Source organism: Halomonas korlensis (assembly GCF_900116705.1).
Taxonomy (GTDB): Bacteria; Pseudomonadota; Gammaproteobacteria; order Pseudomonadales; family Halomonadaceae; genus Halomonas; species Halomonas korlensis.
This window is the reverse complement of the sequence record NZ_FPBP01000005.1, coordinates 1-16,374: the sequence shown is the minus strand read 5'-3', so window position 1 is coordinate 16,374 and position 16,374 is coordinate 1. Positions and strand designations below refer to the sequence as shown.

Genomic DNA, 16,374 nt, shown 5'->3' with positions numbered 1-16,374 from the left:
GGCAGGAGAAGTCGTGCCGCCATTTTACCCCGGGAGGAGGCGCGCGCGCATCCCGGCGCCGCGTGGCGCCGGGGCGGGCTTTTGCCTACAATGGCGCCCTGTTTTCACGACTGCGACGGACTGGATGCCATGCTCGATCCCAAACTGCTGCGCGGTGACCTCGACGCGGTCGCCCAACGATTGGCCACGCGGGGCTTCGCCCTGGACACCGAGCGACTCGAGGCGCTGGAATCCCGGCGCCGCGAGCTGCAAACGGCGACCGAGACCCTGCAGAGCGAGCGCAATACCCGCTCCAAGGCGATCGGCAAGGCCAAGGCCGCCGGCGAGGATATCCAGCCGCTGCTCGACGAGGTGAGCGACCTAGGTGACCGGCTCGATAGCGCCAAGAAGACGCTGGCCGAGGTGCAGGGCGAATGGGAAGCACTGGTTAGCGGGTTGCCCAACCTGCCTCACGACAGCGCGCCGGTAGGCGACAGCGAAGACGACAATGTCGAGCTGCACCGCTGGGGCACGCCGGGTTCGCTGGCCTTCGAGCCCCGCGATCACGTCGACCTGGGCGCGCTGAAAGGCGATCTGGACTTCGACCTGGCGATCAAGCTGACCGGGGCGCGCTTCGCGGTCATGCGTGGCCCCATCGCGCGACTGCATCGGGCGCTGACCCAGTTCATGCTCGACAAGCAGACCCTCGAGCATGGCTACGAAGAGTGCTATGTGCCCTACATGGTCAACGAGGCGTCGCTGTACGGCACCGGCCAGTTGCCCAAGTTCGGCGAGGACCTGTTCCGGCTGGACGACGAGCGGGGCTATCACCTGATTCCCACCGCCGAGGTGCCGTTGACCAACTTCGCGCGTGACGAGATTCTCGAGTACCAAGCCTTGCCGCTGAAGCTGACGGCGCACACCCCCTGCTTTCGCAGCGAAGCGGGCTCCCACGGTCGCGATACGCGGGGGATGATTCGCCAGCATCAGTTCGACAAGGTCGAAATGGTGCAGATGGTCGAGCCCGAGCAGAGCTATGCGGCGCTGGAGGAAATGCGCGGCCACGCCGAGGCGATTCTCCAGGCGCTGGGGCTACCCTATCGCGTAGTGACGCTGTGCACCGGTGACATGGGCTTCGCTGCTGCCAAGACCTACGACCTGGAGGTGTGGCTGCCGAGCCAGCAGACCTACCGCGAGATCTCGTCGATTTCCAATTGCGAGGACTTCCAGGCGCGGCGCATGCAGGCGCGCTATCGTCATCCCGAGCTCAAGAAACCGCAGTTGCTGCATACCCTCAACGGCTCCGGCCTGGCGGTAGGTCGCTGCTTGATCGCCGTGATGGAGAACTACCAGAACGCCGACGGCTCGATCACCGTTCCCGAAGCGCTGCGTGCCTATATGGGCGGTGTGGAAACGATCAACGTCTGACCGAGCTTGGCCTGATAAGAAGCCAGAAACGGCAACCCCACCAGTTTGGTGGGGTTGCGTCGTTATGGACTCGTTAAATACGAGCTCAGGCTTCGTTCACTCACCGGATGCTTCGATCGCCCAGCTGACGCTTACGCCCGCCTCGATGGAGAGGGTGCCTGGGCGGTACTCGGGCTGTGCGCCGCTCTCTCTGGCATCGGCGCTCATGGCCATCATGCGGGGCTGGAACTGGGGCGGAAGGGTCTCGCTCACGCTGATGACGTCGCCCAGCGTAATGCCCAGGGTCTTGGCCATCAGCGTTGCCTTGTGGCGGGCTTTCTCGAGGGCGGCGACCAGCGCCTGGTCGGTGGCAGCATCGCGGTCGGTCAGGTCGTAGGTGATGCCATCCAGCGCGTCGACACCGGCCTCGGTCAGGGCGTCGAGCAAGCGCGGCAATTGCTCCAGATCGTCGATCTCGACATGGAAGGGGCGCTCCAGCCGGGTACGCACCATCGGCTGACCCTCGCCGTTGTCCAGACGCGGACCCGGGACATATTCCGGTTGTACGTTGAGCGAGCCGGCATTGATATCGTCACTCGCCACGCCAGCGTCTTCCATCGTCTGGATCAACATGGCGGCGCGTTGCTCCAGGCTTTCGCGCGCATCGCGCAATGCGTCGGGATCGCTACTTTGATTATCCTGCCGGGCAATCGCTGGGGTGCGCTCCCAGAGCCGGGCGTTGAGGGTCGCGCGATCCGGCACCGCTTCCTGCTGGGCCTCGGCCTGAACATCAAGACGTGGGCGTGGCTCCTCGGCCATGGCAGTGGTCATCATCAAGGGGGACGCGACGAGCAGGCCGCCGAGTAACATCTTGCGAAGGGGCGTGTCGTGAAGGAGCGTGGCGATGGTCATGGTCGAAAAATTCCTTGCCGCAATGCATGTTGAGGGTGGCGCGGTATCGGGGCCGCGCGGTGTTTCAAGAGTGAGATGATGCAGATGGTTCCTCGCCGAGGGAAGCCCTGTGCAACGGCTTCCCTGCGCAGGGATAAGGTTTGTGCCCTGGCTCTGCAGGCGGCATGATGGGCAATTCTCGGCTGGCAGGGATTTCCGGCATGGCGCTATCCAACGATGGGTCTTCCAAGACCATCCCCCTCAACCTTATCCTGGCACTGGCCGCGCTGGTGATCATCATTACCGGTATGAAGGCCGGTTCGAGCCTGCTGGTGCCCCTGCTGCTGGCGGTATTCATTGCCGTGGTCTGCACGGCTCCGGTGCAATGGTTGACCCGCCTGGGAGTGAGTCCATGGCTGGCGGTATGGCTGACCCTGCTGGTGCTCGGCGGACTGTTGTCATTACTCGGTCTGTTGCTGGTAAACAGCTTCGGCACCTTCGTCGATGCCTTGCCGGGTATCGAACAGAAACTTTATCAGTACTATCTCGGCATCCTCGATAGCCTTGCGGCCATGGGGTTGGCCATCGATACCAACCGGCTGGCGGAACTGCTGGATGCCGAGCAGATGGGAAGCTTTATTCCCACGCTGCTCGGTGAGGTGGGTAACCTGATGATGCAGAGCGTCATCGTGGCCTTGCTGGTGATGTTCCTGCTGTTCGAGACTATCAATTTTCGCACCAAGGTTTTCCTCGCCCTGGATGATCCGGCGCCGAGCCTGCGACGTTTCAGCGAGTTCAGTTTGACGCTCAAGCGCTACCTGGCGGTGAAAACGCTGATCAGCCTGGTGACCGGCACGTTGATCTGGGTCGCCTGCAAGATGCTCGGTGTCGAGTTTGCGCTGCTCTGGGCGGTGATGGCCTTCGCGCTCAACTTTATCCCCAACATCGGTTCGGCCATTGCCGCCTTCCCGCCGGTGCTGCTGTTGCTGGTGTCGCCCGAGGGCGGGTTCTTCGATGCGATGCTGTTGGCGGCGGCCTATCTGGCCGTCAATTTCCTGCTGGGTAATATCGTCGAGCCCAGGGTCATGGGGCGTGCCTTGGGGCTCTCGACCTTCGTAGCCTTTCTTTCTCTAGTGGTCTGGGGGTGGATCTTCGGCGCCGTGGGCATGCTGCTGTCGGTGGTGCTGACCATGACGCTGAAAATTGCGTTGGATAGCCACCCCGAGACTCGCTGGATCGCCCATCTGTTGGGGCCCGCAGACGGGCCTAAGCCAGGGAAGGCCGAACGGCCGCCACTGGAACGCCTGGACGATCCGGCCTGAGCCGATTAAACGACATCGCCCCGGGCGGGCCGGGGCGATGCGAAAGGGCAGTTCGAAAACAGGGGGAAGCAGCGTTGCCGGATCAGGCGTTCTGTTCGATGAATTGTGAAAGCTGGGACTTGGACTGGGCGCCTACCAAGGAGGCCACCTTGGTACCAGACTTGAACAGCATCACGGTAGGTACACCGCGTACCCCTTGCTCGGCGGCGATTTCCGGGGCGTCATCGACGTTGATACTGACGACCTTGAGGTTGCCGTCGCGCTCTTCGGCGACCTCATCGACCACCGGCGCCATTACCTTGCAGGGGCCGCACCAGGGGGCCCAGAACTTCAACAGGACCGGCGTTTCTGCCTTGAGAACTTCCTGTTCGAAATTTGCATTGGTGACATCGACGTTATTGGCCATGGGGTTCTCCAGTTACGTTACGCTGCATCGAGCGGATCGGGATGACATGCCGACGGCATATCCGGTCGGCCGATGTTAGCGGTCGGCCGCGACGCTGGCAAATGCGACGGCGACGGTATAGCGATAGGCAGTGACTATCGTGGTTGAGGCGATCAAGGCGTAGCCTCGTCTATCTTTTATGCTATTTAGTGATTACATTGTTTTATAATATACGTTGCGTTCAGGAATTAAGGAGCCGCATGTGACAGCGGCCGCAAGGAGTGGGGGTCGTCATGAAGCTTCAGCAGCTGCGTTATGTCTGGGAGGTTACGCGGCACAACCTCAATGTCTCGGCCACCGCCCAGAGTCTCTTTACTTCCCAGCCGGGCATTTCAAAGCAGATTCGCTTGCTGGAAGACGAGCTCGGGGTCGAAATCTTTGCCCGTAGCGGCAAGCACCTCACGCGTGTCACGCCCGCGGGGCAGGCGATCGTCGAGCTGGCCGGCCAGGTATTGCGTCTCACCGAGAACATCAAGGATGTCGCTCAGGAGCACAGCGATGAGCGTCGCGGCAGCCTGTCAATCGCCACGACACATACCCAGGCACGCTATGCGCTCCCGCCGGTGATTCGCGACTTCACACGCAAGTATCCGGACGTCGCCCTGCACATGCAGCAGGGCACCCCCAAGCAGATTGCTCAAATGGTCAGCGACGGTCAGGCCGACTTTGCGATTGCCACCGAGTCGTTGGAACTGTTCAACGACTTGGTGCTGTTGCCCTGCTATCGCTGGAACCGATGTCTGCTGGTGCCACACGGTCATCCTCTGGCGGATGAGAAGCCACTGACCCTCGAGGCCCTGGCACGTTATCCGCTGGTCACGTATGTATTCGGTTTCACCGGTCGCTCCCAGCTCGACGATGCCTTTCGCGCCAAGGGGCTTTCGCCCAATGTAGTGCTGACCGCAGCCGATGCCGATGTGATCAAGACCTATGTGCGATTGGGCATGGGCGTGGGCATCGTCGCCCATATGGCAGTGGATCCAGAGCAGGATGCCGACCTGGAAGTGCTGGAGGCGGGACACCTCTTCAAGAGTTCCACCACCAAGATTGGCATCCGTCGCGGAACCTTCATGCGTGGCTATATGTACGACTTCCTGCAAGGGTTCGCTGCCCATCTGGAGCGTGACCTCGTCGATGCGGCTCTGGAGGCCGGGCCGCGCCATGAGGAGGCGCTGTTCAGGGACATTACCTTGCCTGAGCGCTGAGGGGGGCCCAACGCTCTCAGTCCAGCGTTGCGTTCTTTAATCGTCCAGCACTTTGGTCTTAATCAGTATGGCGGCCTTGATCAGCACGGCGCTTCGCCTTCAATGCTGCAGATGCAGGCCACACTCGCGCTTCGCCTCGACCTTGGTGGGGTCGAAATAGTCGAAGTTGTTGGGCAGGTCGTGCGCCTGAAGGTACCGATAGAGATCGCGGGCATTCCAGTGAAGAAGCGGAGATACTTTTAAAAGGCCACTGGTATTGCGGCTCACGGGATCCATGCGGGCTCGTTCAGGAGTATCTTCGGCGCGCAGTGCGGTGAACCAGACATCCGGTGCCATCTCTCGCAGGGCTCGCTCGAAGGGCTCGAGCTTGACCTCGCGCGTGAAAGCCTCGTGGCGAGGATCGTCAATCCCCGGCATGACGCCTTCCAGCGCCTCGCGATGGGCACGCGAGCGCCGCGGTAGATAACTGACCAGATTGAGGTCGAGGCGGTGGATCAACGCGTCAGCAAAGCGATAGGTTTCTTCGGTATTGTAGCCACTATCCATCCAGACGATGGGAATGTCGGGGCGCTGGCGGGTGACCATGTGCAGAATGACGGCTTCGAAAGGGCGAAAGTTGGTCGTGCAGATCGGCCGCTCCCCTTGCTCGAGAGACCAGCGGATCAGGGCCTCGGGATCATTGCCAAGCGCTTGGTTGATCGAAACCAGCTCTTGGTTGATCGAAACGGATCCCTGCTTGAGCGAGTCGAGTGGTTGCGCCATCGGAAATTTCCTGAATTGGTGTAATGCCAGTTTCCGCTACCCTAGCAAAGCTTGCTGGCGTTTCCCCAATACCGATTCATTGGGTTTATATTATTTTAAAGAATATATAAATCCAATCTTTATTCCATATAGTGCTTTCAATTTTCCGCAAGTGCGCTCATGAGATGACGAATCTTGTCGAGCGTCTCGTCGTATTCATCTTCCGCTCGCGAGTCGGCCACCAGTCCACCGCCTCCCCACAGATGCAGGCGCCCCCGGTCCGCTACTGCCGTGCGAATGGCGATCGAGGTATCCATTCGTCCGCGCACGTCCACGTAGCCGAGGCTGCCGCAGTAAGCGCTGCGTCGGCTGGGCTCGAGCTCGTCGATGATCTGCATGGCCCGTACCTTGGGTGCGCCGGTAATCGACCCACCGGGAAAGGCCGCCGCCAGGAGATCGAGAGGGCGTTGCTCTTGTCTCAGCTCGCCGGTCACCACGCTGACCAGATGATGGACATTGGCATAGCTTTCCAGGGCGCAAAGCTGCGGAACCCGAACGCTGCCCGGGCGGCAGACGCGTCCCAGGTCGTTGCGTAGCAGATCGACGATCATCACGTTTTCGGCCCGATCCTTGGTGCTTGTCATCAGCGCATCCGCGAGCTGCTGGTCCTGTTCGGGCGTCAGGCCGCGGGGGCGGGTGCCCTTGATAGGGCGCGCTTCGACTTTTCCGTCACGGCAGTGAAGAAAGCGTTCCGGTGAAAGCGACAGGATCGCCTTGTCGTCCCAAGCGAGAAAGCCTGCGAACGGTGTGGGCGTGGCCAGACGCAGACGTTGATAGGCGTTCCACAGATCCCCCTGGAAGGGGGCGCTGAAGCGTTGTGACAGATTGATCTGATAGCAATCCCCGTCACGAATATAGCGCTGAACGGCATCGAAGCGTGCCAGGTATTCGTCGCGGCTTAACTCGCCGGTAAACGGTGCGGTGAGTTGAAACTCCGCCAGTGGGAGGGGGGCGCGCGCGAGATGGGCGAGGACCTGAGATCTCCGTTCTGGGGTGGCCACTAGCCAGCTGGCCCGTTCATGGTGATCTTGAATCAGCGCCCAGTCATACAGCCCGACCCGACTCGAAGGCAGGCCGACTACGCGTCTCGCGCGCCCGGCAATCGGTTCCTGGCGACACCCAAGATCATAGCTCCAGTAACCGATCAGACCGCCGAGAAAGGGAAGATCGCTGTCGGGGACATCGCAGGGCAATCGGTCGAGCAGCGCCTGCTGAATATCGAAGGGAGCGGGGCGGTCGCGAGTCAGGTCGGCGCCTGGGACATCGAGCGCGAGCAGGCTCACGGGGTCGCTGCTCAGGATATCGTAGCGACCGCCGGGAGACGCGGGGCGTCCGCTGTCGAGCAGCACGGCGCCAGGCCGGTCGCGCAGCGCGGCAAAATAGCCCAGCGGACTTTCCTGATAGGGCAGGGATGTGATCTGGAGAGTAAGGGTCATCAATGGGTCTTCCCTGAACGGGCGCTCCATTCTAGGTATCGCGCGCTAATTTGTCCCTTGGGGGGCACCGGTTGCCGAGAACGCCACGTCAACGTCTTCCAGCTGATTGTCTACAACCAAAGGTGTAGATAACCCTCTTATGTCGTGGTTGACCCGCGCAAAGGCAGTGATTACAGTTCCTCTACCATATGATTGTCGACAATTACGATGAACTCAATTTTATCAGAACAAGCAACTCCTGAGGTTCGTACCCTGGCCGAGCGGGTCTTTCACCAACTCCAGGACGCCATCGTGCGGGGTGAGCTACCGCCGGGCAGCAAGATCACTGAGCCAGGGCTATCCCGGGCCTACGGCATCTCGCGAGGGCCCTTGCGCGAGGCCATGCGCCGTCTCGAGGCCCATCGGTTGATCGAGCGGGTGCCGCATGTGGGGGCGCGCGTGGTCAAGCTTTCGGTCAAGGAACTTCTGGAGCTGTTCGACCTGCGCGAGGCGCTGGAAAGCATGGCGGCTCGACTTGCCGCCGAGCACATGAGTGCGGTGGAAATTGCCGGGCTGCGCGAAGTGCTGGCGGTCCACGAACAGCAGAGTGATCTCAAGCGTGGCGAGGCTTATTACCAACATGAGGGCGATCTGGATTTCCACTACCTCATCGTCCAAGGCAGCCAGAATCGCATGTTGATGACGCTGCTCTGTGACGATCTCTACTATCTCGTACGTCTTTATCGCACCCAGTTCGGTGCCAGTGGTGCACGCCCGCAGCGTGCCTTCGTCGAGCACCATCGTATCGTCGATGCTATCGAGGCCGGTGATGCCGAACTCGCCGAACTGCTGATGCGCCGCCACGTCAGTGCCTCTCGCGCCAACGTGGTCAACCGTTATGCCGCAATACTCGATCCGCAAGCCCCGACGCCGGTCGACTGAGACCCGCCGGACAACGTTGCTGAACCACTGAGGACCCTTGCATGCATAAATCTACTCCCGGAAGCCGTTTCCGTTCTGCCCTCGATGCCCACCGGCCGCTGCCGATCGTCGGTACCATCAATGCCTACTCCGCGATGATGGCCGAGCGCGTCGGCCATCATGCCATCTATCTGTCCGGCGGTGGTGTGGCCAATGCCTCTTTCGGCCTGCCGGATCTGGGCATGACCACCATGAACGACGTGCGCGAGGATGCCCACCGCATCTGTGGCGCCACCGACCTGCCGCTGCTGGTGGACATCGACACCGGCTGGGGTGGTGCCTTCAATATCGCCCGCACCGTCAAGGAAATGCAGCGGGCCGGGGTGGCCGCCGTGCATATCGAGGACCAGGTGGCCCAGAAGCGCTGCGGGCATCGACCCAACAAGGCAATCGTGACGCAGGCCGAAATGGTCGATCGTATCAAGGCCGCCGCGGATGCTCGCCTCGATCCCGACTTCACCCTGATCGCGCGTACCGATGCCTTTCAGAAGGATGGCTTGGATGCCGCTATTGAGCGGGCCAACGCCTGCGTCGAGGCTGGCGCCGATGCCATCTTCGCCGAAGCGGTACATACCCTGGAGGACTATCGCGCCTTCTGTGAACAGGTCGACGCGCCGATTCTTGCCAATATCACTGAGTTCGGCGCCACGCCGCTGTTTACCCAGCAGGAACTGGGGCAGGTGGGCTGTCGCATGGTGCTTTATCCGCTGTCGGCATTTCGTGCCATGAATGCGGCGGCGCACAAGGTCTACCAGAGCATTCATGACAACGGACACCAACATGAGGTGGTCGAGCTGATGCAAACCCGCGACGAGCTCTACGACTTTCTCGACTATCACGCTTTCGAGCACAAGCTCGACGCGCTCTTCCGTGCGGATGATGACGACTCCAGCGCCGGGGTGTAAGTGGATTCGACCGCGTTAGCGACCTTATATGTACCTATAGGAGACACGACATGGCAGAACAACCCATCGGTGGCGCCGGTCTGCGCGGCCAGAGTGCGGGAAGCACGGCATTATGTACCGTCGGACAGACCGGTTCAGGCCTGACCTACCGCGGTTTCGACATTGAGGTACTGGCCGAAAAGGCGCGCTTCGAGGAGGTGGCCTATCTGCTGCTCAAGGGCAAGTTGCCCAATCAGGCAGAACTCGACGCCTACATCACCAAGCTCAAGGGCTTGCGCGGCTTGCCTCAGGCGCTCAAGACCGTGCTGGAACAAATTCCAGCCGGTGCCCACCCCATGGACGTGATGCGCACCGGGGCTTCCATGCTCGGCAACCTGGAAACCGAAGAGAGTTTCGATCAGCAGCAGGACGTCTCCGACCGCCTGTTGGCCGTGCTGCCATCGATCATCTGCTACTGGTATCGCTTCAGCCACGATGGGGTGCGCATCGACACCGAAACCGATGACGAGTCGGTCGGCGGGCACTTCCTTCACCTGCTGCGTGACGAACCAGCCTCCGAGCTCCATGCCCGCGTGATGAATGTCTCGCTGATTCTCTATGCCGAGCACGAATTCAATGCCTCGACCTTCACCGCGCGGGTCTGTGCCTCGACGCTGTCCGACATGCACTCCTGTGTGACCGGCGCTATCGGTTCGCTGCGTGGGCCCCTGCATGGTGGCGCCAACGAAGCGGCCATGGCGATGATCGAGAACTGGCAGTCCGCGGATGAGGCCGAGCGCGAAATCATGGGTAAGCTCGAGCGCCGCGAGAAGATCATGGGCTTCGGGCATGCGGTCTATCGCGAATCCGATCCGCGCAACGCCATCATCAAGCACTGGTCGAAGCGCCTGGCCGAGGACGTGGGCGACAGCGTGCTCTACCCGGTCTCCGAGCGCGTCGAGGCGGTGATGTGGCGCGAGAAGAAACTCTTCTGCAACGCCGACTTCTTTCATGCCAGCGCCTACTACTTCATGGATGTCCCCACCAAGCTGTTCACACCGATCTTCGTCTGCTCGCGGGTTACCGGCTGGTGTGCGCATGTCTTCGAGCAGCGCGAAAACAACCGCATCATTCGCCCCAGCGCCGACTATGTCGGCCCGGAGAAGAGCGAGTGGGTGCCCATTGAACAGCGTGACTGAGCGACGCCATGAATACTGATTATCGCAAGTCCCTTCCGGGCACTGATCTCGACTATTTCGACACCCGCGCAGCAGTCGAGGCGATCCAGCCCGGCGCCTACGCCGGGCTTCCCTATACCTCCCGGGTGCTGGCCGAAAACCTGGTGCGCCGCTGCAATCCCGACATGCTCACCGATGCTCTCACGCAACTGATCGAGCGTCGGCGAGATCTGGATTTCCCCTGGTTCCCGGCCCGTGTGGTGTGTCATGACATCCTCGGCCAGACTGCATTGGTCGATCTGGCGGGGCTGCGCGACGCCATTGCCGAGAAAGGCGGCGACCCTGCCAAGGTCAATCCGGTGGTGCCGACCCAGCTGATCGTCGACCACTCCCTTGCCGTCGAGCATGCCGGCTTCGACAAGGAAGCCTTCGAGAAGAACCGCGCCATCGAGGATCGCCGCAACGAGGACCGTTTCCACTTCATCGACTGGACCAAGAAGGCCTTCAAGAACGTCGATGTCATTCCGCCGGGCAACGGCATCATGCATCAGATCAATCTGGAGCGAATGTCGCCGGTGATTCAGGTGCGCCCGGATGAGCACGGAAAGCACGTGGCCTTTCCGGACACTCTGGTCGGCACTGACAGTCACACCCCCATGGTCGATGCCCTCGGGGTCATCGCCGTCGGCGTCGGCGGGCTCGAGGCCGAAAGCGTGATGCTGGGGCGGGCTTCGTGGATGCGCCTGCCGGACATCATCGGGGTGGAGCTGACCGGCAAGCCCAGTCCTGGGATCACTGCCACCGACATCGTGTTGGCGATCACCGAGTTTCTGCGCAACGCCAAGGTGGTCTCGGCATACCTGGAGTTCTTCGGCGAAGGGGCGGCTCACCTGACGCTTGGCGACCGCGCGACCATCTCCAACATGACGCCGGAATTCGGCGCTACCGCGGCGATGTTCTACATCGATCAGCAGACGCTCGATTACCTGAAGCTGACCGGTCGTGAAGACGATCAGATCAAGCTGGTGGAGACTTACGCAAAGCAAGCGGGCCTGTGGGCGGACAGCCTGGAAAACGCCGAGTACGAGCGTGTGCTGACCTTCGATCTTTCCAGCGTGGACCGCACCATCGCCGGGCCCAGCAATCCGCATAGCCGGGTCGCCACGCGGGATCTAGCGGCACGGGGGATTTCCGGCAAGGTGGAGAACGAGCCTGGCCTGATGCCCGATGGCGCCGTGATCATCGCGGCGATCACCAGCTGTACCAATACCAGTAACCCGCGCAACATGATCGCGGCGGGACTCATGGCGCGTAACGCCAACGCGCGTGGCCTGGCGCGCAAGCCGTGGGTGAAGAGCTCGCTGGCCCCCGGCTCCAAGACCGTCCAGCTCTACCTGGAAGAAGCCGGTCTGCTATCGGAGCTGGAAACGCTCGGCTTCGGTGTGGTCGCCTTTGCCTGCACGACGTGCAACGGCATGAGCGGCGCCCTGGACCCGGTGATCCAGAAGGAACTGGTGGATCGCGATCTCTATTCGACGGCGGTGCTGTCCGGCAATCGCAACTTTGATGGCCGTATCCATCCCTACGCCAAGCAGGCCTTCCTGGCCTCGCCGCCGCTGGTGGTCGCCTACGCCATCGCCGGGACCATACGCTTCGATATCGAGAAGGACGTGTTGGGCACCGATCACGAGGGCAACCCCGTCATGTTGATGGATCTCTGGCCGAGCGATGAGGAAATCGACGCCATCGTCGCCGAAAGCGTCAAGCCCCAGCATTATCGCGACGTCTACATTCCGATGTTCGAGGTGAAAGCCGACAACGGCCCGCAGGTCGAGCCGCTGTACGACTGGCGCCCGCAGAGTACCTATATTCGTCGTCCGCCCTATTGGGACAAGGAGGGGGACGGCGCGCTGGGTGGCGAGCGTACGCTCAAGGGGATGCGGCCGCTGGCGGTGCTGGGTGACAACATCACCACCGACCATCTGTCGCCGTCGAATGCCATCATGGCCGACAGCGCGGCCGGCGAGTACCTGGCGAAGATGGGCCTGCCGGAGGAGGACTTCAACTCCTATGCGACCCACCGCGGCGATCACCTGACGGCGTTACGCGCGACCTTCGCCAACCCGAAGTTGCGCAACGAAATGGCGCAACGGGAGGGTGAGGTCAAGCAAGGCTCTTTGGCGCGCATCGAGCCGGAAGGCGAAGTGACGCGCATGTGGGAAGCCATCGAAACCTACATGAAACGCAAGCAGCCGCTGATCATCGTCGCCGGTGCCGACTACGGTCAGGGCTCGTCTCGCGACTGGGCCGCCAAGGGCGTGCGCCTGGCTGGTGTCGAAGCTATCGTTGCTGAGGGCTTCGAGCGTATCCATCGCACCAATCTGTTAGGTATGGGTGTCTTGCCGCTGGAGTTCACGCCGGGTACGACGCGCAAGACGCTGGCGATCGACGGCACCGAGACCTATGACGTGATCGGCGAGTTCACACCGCGCAATACCCTGACCTTGATCATCCATCGCCGGGATGGCGAGCGCGTGGAAGTGCCGGTGATCTGCCGTCTGGATACCCAGGAAGAGGTCTCGATCTATTCAGCTGGAGGAGTGCTACAGCGCTTTGCCCAGGACTTTCTCGAATCGGAGGCAGTGGCGTGAGTAGACCCATGACCCACGAACCTCAGATCAGGATTCCCGCCACGTACATGCGTGGCGGTACCAGCAAGGGCGTGTTTTTTCGTTGGCAGGACCTGCCCGAGGCCGCCCAGGCGCCTGGTGCTGCACGCGATGCCTTGCTGCTGCGCGTGATCGGCAGTCCCGATCCCTACGCCAAGCACACCGATGGCATGGGCGGGGGCACCTCAAGCACCAGCAAGGCGGTGATCTTGTCGAGAAGCGAGAGTCCCGATCATGATGTCGACTACCTGTTCGGCCAGGTTTCCATCGACAAGGCCTTTGTAGACTGGAGTGGCAACTGCGGCAACCTGTCGGCGGCGGTCGGTCCCTTTGCGATCAGCAATGGTCTGGTAGATACCCGCCGCGTTCCTGAAAACGGCGTGGCAACGGTGCGCATCTGGCAGGCCAATATCGGCAAGACGATCGTTTCCCATGTTCCCATCACCAATGGCGAGGTGCAGGAAACCGGCGATTTTGAGCTGGATGGTGTGACCTTCCCGGCGGCCAAGGTGCCGGTCGAGTTCATGGACCCCGCCGATGGCGGCGGGACGATATTTCCTACCGGTAACCGTGTCGATGACCTGGATGTGCCCGGCCTCGGTGTCCTCAAGGCCACCATGATCAATGCCGGTATTCCGACCATCTTCGTGAACGCCGAGGCTATCGGCTTCACCGGCACCGAACGACAGGATGACATCAATGGTGATCCCAAGGCGCTGGCCATGCTCGAGTCGATCCGTGCCGCCGGGGCAGTACGCATGGGACTGATCGCGCATGTCGATGAGGCTCTCAACCGTCAGCACACCCCGAAGGTGGCCTTTGTCGCCAGGCCGGCCGATTATATCGCCTCCAGCGGTAAGTCAGTGACTGCCGCCGAGGTGGATCTGCTGGTGCGCGCGGTATCGATGGGCAAGCTGCATCACGCCATGATGGGCACGGCCGCCGTGGCCATAGGGACTGCCGCGGCGATTCCCGATACGCTGGTCAATCTCGCGGCCGGTGGCGGGGACCGCACCGCGGTCTGCTTCGGTCATCCCTCTGGCACCCTGAGGGTCGGCGCCGAGGCCACTCGAGTTGATGGCGCGTGGCAAGTGGTCAAGGCGGTCATGAGTCGCAGTGCGCGCGTGCTGATGGAGGGGTGGGTTCGGGTTCCCGGTGATGTCTTCTGAGGTGCGCTAGGCTGAGACCAGTATCGTGCTTACCCATGTTCCAGGACTCTGCCTATCTTCAGGGTCTTACCCATCAGCAGGAGCGGAGCCAATGAGTGCTACTGTCGAAACCAACATCCGTCCGGACTATGACATCGAGCTGCAGAAGATTGCCGACTATGTTCTCGATTACCGGATCGAGAGCAGCGAGGCACTGGATACCGCCCGCAACTGCCTGATGGATACCCTGGGCTGCGGCCTGTTGGCGCTGCGCTTCCCCGAGTGCACCAAGCATCTGGGGCCATTGGTGGAAGGTACTATTGTGCCGCATGGTGCCCGCGTGCCCGGCACTTCCTTCCGGCTTGACCCGGTCAAGGCCGCCTGGGATATCGGCACCATCATCCGCTGGCTCGACTACAACGACACCTGGCTTGCCGCCGAATGGGGCCATCCTTCCGATAATCTGGGTGGCATCCTTGCCGTGGCCGACCATCTTTCCCAGAAGCGTATCGGTCAAGGGGAAGCGCCGCTGACCGTGCGCGATGTACTGGAAGCCATGATCATGGCCCATGAGATCCAGGGAGTGCTGGCACTCGACAACTCCTTCAACCGTGTCGGCCTCGATCATGTGGTGCTGGTCAAGGTGGCCTCTACCGCCGTGGTCGCCAGGATGATGGGCGCCAACCGCGAGCAGTTGCTGTCTGCGTTGTCCCATGCCTGGGTCGATGGTCAAAGCCTGCGAACCTATCGTCATGCCCCGAACGCCGGCTCGCGCAAGAGTTGGGCCGCCGGCGATGCCACCTCACGCGGCGTGCGCCTGGCCGACATTGCCATGCGCGGCGAGATGGGCATCCCAGGGGCGCTCTCAGCACCGCAATGGGGCTTCTACGACATCCTCTTCAGTCATACCAACAAGGATCTGGCGACCAAACCTGAGTCGGAGCGCAAGTTCAGTTTCCAGCGTGATTTCGGCAGCTACGTGATGGAGAACGTATTGTTCAAGATCTCCTTCCCGGCGGAATTTCACTCTCAGACCGCCTGTGAGGCGGCGGTGACCTTGCACCCACAGGTCAAGGACCGGCTGGACGAGATCGACAGGATCGTGCTGACCACGCACGATTCGGCGATTCGTATCATCTCCAAGTCCGGCGCCCTGGCCAATCCCGCCGACCGCGATCACTGCCTTCAGTATATGACGGCTGTGCCGCTGGCCTTCGGCAGCCTGGTAGCTGAACATTATGAGGATACGTTCCACGAAGCCAATCCGATCATCGATGAGCTGCGCAACAAGATGGAAGTCGTCGAGGACGAACGTTATTCACGGGATTATCACGACCCCGAGAAGCGCTCCATCGCCAATGCCATTCAGGTGTTCTTTCATGATGGCACCTCCACCGAGCGGGTCGAGGTCGAATATCCGCTGGGTCATCGCCGCCGCCGTGCCGAAGGCATCCCGGCGCTGGAAGACAAGTTCAAGCATAATCTGGCCACTCGATTCCCGGCGGGTCGCTGCGAGATGATCTTCCAGCTCTGCAAGGATCAGGAACGCCTGGAGAGTACGCCAGCCAACAGGTTCGTCGACCTTCTGGTGATTTGATGCCAAAGGTCTTGGCGCTCTCGCAGAAGGTGGGCTATATTTTTCTATGGTTTCCTCTTGCATGAGCGCCACTGGCGTCGTAGGATACGCATCCGCTGCCAGGGACGGGGAACGTTGTTGGCGGTGGAGGCGGAAGAAGTGGTTGTTTTTCCTGGCAGTTAGCGGCGATCAGTACGAACGATCGGACGCGCCAGGGGTTGACACTTTCGCCGAACTCGGTAGACTACGCCTTCCTCGCCGGGCGCTGCGCTTCAGGCCAGCAACAGCGAGACGCTCCGCTCTCTATTAGCTAGCGAGAAGTGGGAGCCGCTCTTTAACAATCGATCAGGTAATTCATGTGGGCGCTTGTCGAGGTGTCGGTGACCAGTCACCGAGACATCGAGGCAAGCGACTCGTCAAGGTTGGCCCCTCGGGGCGGACCTGTTGAGAAGTTTGGACCTTGAGCCGAGTTT

13 protein-coding genes are annotated in these 16,374 nt (G+C 61.3%); 9 read left to right on the top strand and 4 right to left on the bottom strand.

The window, feature by feature from the left end:
- Positions 1-129 precede the first annotated feature (129 nt).
- The gene (gene serS / locus BM341_RS08325; RefSeq protein ID WP_089794841.1) at positions 130-1,407 is read left to right on the top strand and encodes a serine--tRNA ligase; all 1,278 of its coding nucleotides are present in this window, start codon (positions 130-132) and stop codon (positions 1,405-1,407) included.
- A gap of 96 nt (positions 1,408-1,503) precedes the next feature.
- Here serS and BM341_RS08320 read toward each other — a convergent pair whose 3' ends face one another.
- Positions 1,504-2,298, bottom strand: a complete 795-nt coding sequence (locus tag BM341_RS08320; RefSeq protein WP_089794839.1) for an SIMPL domain-containing protein — start codon at positions 2,296-2,298, stop codon at positions 1,504-1,506.
- 200 nt (positions 2,299-2,498) lie between these two features.
- On the opposite strand from BM341_RS08320, the gene BM341_RS08315 reads away from it, so the two are divergent.
- The gene (locus BM341_RS08315) at positions 2,499-3,599 is read left to right on the top strand and encodes an AI-2E family transporter (RefSeq protein WP_089794837.1); all 1,101 of its coding nucleotides are present in this window, start codon (positions 2,499-2,501) and stop codon (positions 3,597-3,599) included.
- Positions 3,600-3,681: 82 nt separating this feature from the next.
- Here BM341_RS08315 and trxA read toward each other — a convergent pair whose 3' ends face one another.
- On the bottom strand, positions 3,682-4,005 hold the full coding sequence (gene trxA, locus BM341_RS08310; protein WP_089794835.1) for a thioredoxin: 324 nt from the start codon (positions 4,003-4,005) through the stop codon (positions 3,682-3,684).
- Positions 4,006-4,277: 272 nt separating this feature from the next.
- Here trxA and cysB point away from each other — a divergent pair, with 272 nt between their 5' ends.
- On the top strand, positions 4,278-5,249 hold the full coding sequence (gene cysB / locus BM341_RS08305) for an HTH-type transcriptional regulator CysB (RefSeq protein WP_089794833.1): 972 nt from the start codon (positions 4,278-4,280) through the stop codon (positions 5,247-5,249).
- A gap of 99 nt (positions 5,250-5,348) precedes the next feature.
- Here the strand turns inward: cysB and BM341_RS08300 are convergent, their stop codons facing one another.
- Together BM341_RS08300 and pabB are read right to left on the bottom strand one after the other, a co-directional pair.
- Positions 5,349-6,011, bottom strand: coding sequence for a phosphoadenosine phosphosulfate reductase domain-containing protein (locus BM341_RS08300; protein WP_425431982.1), 663 nt, complete (start codon positions 6,009-6,011; stop codon positions 5,349-5,351).
- A gap of 137 nt (positions 6,012-6,148) precedes the next feature.
- On the bottom strand, positions 6,149-7,486 hold the full coding sequence (pabB, locus tag BM341_RS08295; protein WP_089794831.1) for an aminodeoxychorismate synthase component I: 1,338 nt from the start codon (positions 7,484-7,486) through the stop codon (positions 6,149-6,151).
- A gap of 207 nt (positions 7,487-7,693) precedes the next feature.
- Here pabB and BM341_RS08290 point away from each other — a divergent pair, with 207 nt between their 5' ends.
- The 6 genes from BM341_RS08290 to prpD all read left to right on the top strand — a co-directional run bounded on the left by BM341_RS08290 (position 7,694) and on the right by prpD (position 15,922).
- Positions 7,694-8,407 (top strand): GntR family transcriptional regulator, encoded by a 714-nt coding sequence (locus BM341_RS08290; protein WP_089794829.1) that lies wholly within the window; start codon positions 7,694-7,696, stop codon positions 8,405-8,407.
- Positions 8,408-8,448: 41 nt separating this feature from the next.
- Positions 8,449-9,351 (top strand): methylisocitrate lyase, encoded by a 903-nt coding sequence (gene prpB, locus BM341_RS08285; RefSeq protein ID WP_089794828.1) that lies wholly within the window; start codon positions 8,449-8,451, stop codon positions 9,349-9,351.
- Positions 9,352-9,401: 50 nt separating this feature from the next.
- Positions 9,402-10,529 (top strand): bifunctional 2-methylcitrate synthase/citrate synthase, encoded by a 1,128-nt coding sequence (gene prpC, locus BM341_RS08280; RefSeq protein ID WP_089794826.1) that lies wholly within the window; start codon positions 9,402-9,404, stop codon positions 10,527-10,529.
- A gap of 8 nt (positions 10,530-10,537) precedes the next feature.
- Positions 10,538-13,159 (top strand): Fe/S-dependent 2-methylisocitrate dehydratase AcnD, encoded by a 2,622-nt coding sequence (gene acnD, locus BM341_RS08275; RefSeq protein WP_089794824.1) that lies wholly within the window; start codon positions 10,538-10,540, stop codon positions 13,157-13,159.
- An 8-nt stretch (positions 13,160-13,167) separates the two neighbouring features.
- Positions 13,168-14,346, top strand: a complete 1,179-nt coding sequence (prpF, locus tag BM341_RS08270) for a 2-methylaconitate cis-trans isomerase PrpF (protein ID WP_089794823.1) — start codon at positions 13,168-13,170, stop codon at positions 14,344-14,346.
- 91 nt (positions 14,347-14,437) lie between these two features.
- Complete coding sequence (gene prpD, locus BM341_RS08265; protein ID WP_089794821.1) at positions 14,438-15,922, top strand: 2-methylcitrate dehydratase; 1,485 nt, start codon at positions 14,438-14,440, stop codon at positions 15,920-15,922.
- The last annotated feature ends 452 nt before the right edge of the window (positions 15,923-16,374 follow it).

Excerpts from the sequence above, each read along its gene's own strand:
- BM341_RS08300 (WP_425431982.1), bottom strand. The coding sequence starts at position 6,011 with ATGGCGCAACCACTCGACTCGCTCAAGCAGGGATCCGTTTCGATCAAC.
- serS (WP_089794841.1), top strand. The coding sequence starts at position 130 with ATGCTCGATCCCAAACTGCTGCGCGGTGACCTCGACGCGGTCGCCCAA.
- prpC (WP_089794826.1), top strand. The coding sequence starts at position 9,402 with ATGGCAGAACAACCCATCGGTGGCGCCGGTCTGCGCGGCCAGAGTGCG.
- cysB (WP_089794833.1), top strand. The coding sequence starts at position 4,278 with ATGAAGCTTCAGCAGCTGCGTTATGTCTGGGAGGTTACGCGGCACAAC.
- BM341_RS08315 (WP_089794837.1), top strand. The coding sequence starts at position 2,499 with ATGGCGCTATCCAACGATGGGTCTTCCAAGACCATCCCCCTCAACCTT.
- acnD (WP_089794824.1), top strand. The coding sequence starts at position 10,538 with ATGAATACTGATTATCGCAAGTCCCTTCCGGGCACTGATCTCGACTAT.
- BM341_RS08320 (WP_089794839.1), bottom strand. The coding sequence starts at position 2,298 with ATGACCATCGCCACGCTCCTTCACGACACGCCCCTTCGCAAGATGTTA.
- BM341_RS08290 (WP_089794829.1), top strand. The coding sequence starts at position 7,694 with ATGAACTCAATTTTATCAGAACAAGCAACTCCTGAGGTTCGTACCCTG.
- prpF (WP_089794823.1), top strand. The coding sequence starts at position 13,168 with ATGACCCACGAACCTCAGATCAGGATTCCCGCCACGTACATGCGTGGC.
- trxA (WP_089794835.1), bottom strand. The coding sequence starts at position 4,005 with ATGGCCAATAACGTCGATGTCACCAATGCAAATTTCGAACAGGAAGTT.
- prpD (WP_089794821.1), top strand. The coding sequence starts at position 14,438 with ATGAGTGCTACTGTCGAAACCAACATCCGTCCGGACTATGACATCGAG.
- pabB (WP_089794831.1), bottom strand. The coding sequence starts at position 7,486 with ATGACCCTTACTCTCCAGATCACATCCCTGCCCTATCAGGAAAGTCCG.
- prpB (WP_089794828.1), top strand. The coding sequence starts at position 8,449 with ATGCATAAATCTACTCCCGGAAGCCGTTTCCGTTCTGCCCTCGATGCC.